Source organism: Bradyrhizobium sp. 153, from assembly GCF_023073835.1.
GTDB lineage: Bacteria > Pseudomonadota > Alphaproteobacteria > Rhizobiales > Xanthobacteraceae > Bradyrhizobium.
The window spans coordinates 1-2,468 of the sequence record NZ_JADPKH010000076.1; the positions used below are offsets into that span (position 1 = coordinate 1).

Genomic DNA, 2,468 nt, shown 5'->3' on the forward strand with positions numbered 1-2,468 from the left:
CCGACGAAATGGACGAGGTCGCCGTCAAGGGCTCCATCGCATCGAAGTCAGAGACAGCAATGGCGATCCCGACCAGGCCGTTCTTGAGATCAGGTATCGGAAGATTCGCATCCTGCCGCCGATCGGAAAGCAGAAGCGCTATCCCGCTCTGACCCTGACGGTGATCCATGCCAAAGAGCCAGGCTTGCGGATCGATGTCGTTGAGCTTTGCCGTGATGATCAGCGTCGCCATGATGGCGGCGCGGTCAGCGCCGCGTTCCGAGCCGGCGAACAGCCAGGACTTGCGGCCGAGAGCAAAACCGCGCAGCGCGCGCTCCGCCGCATTGTTAAAGGGCATGATGTTTTCAGCGCTCACCCGGTGGAGAAGACCGGTCGTCCGGATTAGTCTGTCTAAGCCGGGATAGGGGCGCTGGAGCACGAAACGGTGGCAGCCGCCATGACCATGAGCTGTGAGCTCGCTTTGTTACTTGGCCGCCCCTACGACTTGCCCGGCTGCGCTGCGAGCGCGGATCCGTAGATGTCGTGCAAGCCACTGGCTCCTGAGACAAAGGAGAACCAAGCATGCAAATCGTCGGCATGGACATCCACCGATCGTTCGCCCAGGTGGCGATCCTGGAGGACGGAACAATAATCCGACAGCTCCGCGTTGATCTCGTCCACGATCGGCTTTGTCGCCTTTGCCAAGAACTCAGTCTCGAGGATGAGGTGGTCATCGAGGTAACGGGCAACAGCGTGGCGGTCGAACGTATTCTGCGCCCGCACGTTAAGCGCGTCGCGGTCGCCAATCCGAGGCTCGTTCGGGCGATCGCCTATGCGCGAGTCAAAACGGACAAAGGCCGATGCTGGGACCCTGGCGAAGTTGCATGCTGCTGGCTTCTTGCCGGAGGTCTGGGTCGCTGACGAGGACACCTACAGCCGCCGGCGCCAGATGGCCGAGCGCGCTGGCGTCTTGGCGCAGATCATCCGGATTAGGACGCATGAAGGCTATCCTGCATGCCAACCTCATCCCGCCCTACAAAGGCTATCTCTTCGGCAAGCGCGGACAGCATTGGCTTGACAGTCTGCCTCTTCCATCGGAGGAGCGTGCAATGCTCCGGCGTCTGATCGGGGAACTCGAACGCGTGGACGAAGCAACTGTTGGATAGACAAAGTTGTGGCCCAGCAGGCTCTGGACGATCCACGGGCTCTCAAGCTGATGACGATCCCCGGCGTGAGTTCGGTCGTCGCATCGACTGTGCTGGCCTCGATCGGCGACATCGCGCGCTTCCAGTCACCGGATAAAGCTCAGCAGCTACTTCGGTTTGACCCCTCGAGTTCGGCAATCGGGAGAGCATCCGGCAAGGCATGGTCGTATCTCGAAACAGGGCAATCGTGACGCTCGCAAGATGCTGGTTGAAGCGGCCTGGTCGGCCAAACCGGCGCCGGGGCCGCTGCGGGCCTTCTTCAACCGCATGAAGAAGCATGGGCCTGGAGGCGCGGCCGTCGCGACGGCACGTAAGCTCGCAGTGATGATCTGGCACGTCCTGACGACCGGGAAAGATTATGCTTACGCACGACCGGCGTTCACAGCGATGAAACTCCGGAAGGTGGCACTCAAGGCTGGAGCGCCTCGTGCCTATGGCAAGGCTGGCCCGGCTCGGGACTACTGGATCAAGGAACTGGGTCAGCGGGAAGCTGGCTACGTCGCACGCGTCGAGCAGGCGTACGAGCGGATGGTGGCGGCCTGGAAGGAGAAGCCAAAAAAATTTGCCTTGAACTGACGATAGGGCTTCTCAACACTATCCGTTGTCAGTCAGATCCGCCCGTTATCGATGAAGCGAGTGAACCGATCCCAGCGGCGCAGCATGTAATCGATCGGCTTGGCAACGGATGACGAGTTCGACAGCCGGCCCCGCTGCTCGCCAGCCATGCTTCCAATGCCATCAAAAGCGGCGCGCTTTGCTCCTTGCGCGCTCGCAGACGCTCTTCGGCACTTCGGCCATTGATGCCGCGCTCAATATCGAACGTGCATCGATGAGCTTGACCGCGTCCAGGGCAATCGGCGAGATCGCTGCGGCATTCTTGTCTCGCCTCGCATTGGCCGCGATGTCCGCCAGCTCGAGTGCCGCCTGGCGTGGGCCCAATAGAGTGCGGACGTGACCGGCCCCTGCACGCGCGAGGCGTCATACAGCTCGTTGTAGCCGCTATAGGCATCGGCCTGCAGGATGCCGGAGAAGCTTTGAAGATGATGTGTGGGATGCTCCTGCCGCCGGTCGCGCGAGGCGTAATAGAGCGCGGCCGGCGGCGCCCACCCGCCAAACGGCCGATCGTCGCGAACGTAATGAGATGGACGGTCCCCGCCCTGATAAGCTGCAAAGAGCATCTAGAAGGAGAGCGAGCTATGGCTATGATGACAATCGGGCTTGATATCTCGAAGAGCTGGTTTCAAATCCACTGGATTACGGCGGATGGAGAAATTATCCGCAAGA

General features: G+C 60.9%; 3 pseudogenes. 1 reads left to right on the forward strand and 2 read right to left on the reverse strand.

Features of this window, described 5'->3' with window-relative positions:
* Nucleotides 1–175: 175 nt before the first annotated feature.
* Nucleotides 176–328 (reverse strand): annotated as a pseudogene (locus IVA91_RS18695) (transposase); the annotation flags it as partial.
* A gap of 248 nt (nt 329–576) precedes the next feature.
* Here IVA91_RS18695 and IVA91_RS18700 point away from each other — a divergent pair.
* Nucleotides 577–1,760 (forward strand): annotated as a pseudogene (locus IVA91_RS18700) (IS110 family transposase).
* 32 nt (nt 1,761–1,792) lie between these two features.
* Here IVA91_RS18700 and IVA91_RS18705 read toward each other — a convergent pair.
* Nucleotides 1,793–2,362: pseudogene (locus tag IVA91_RS18705) on the reverse strand (transposase).
* Between the last annotated feature and the right edge of the window lie 106 nt (nt 2,363–2,468).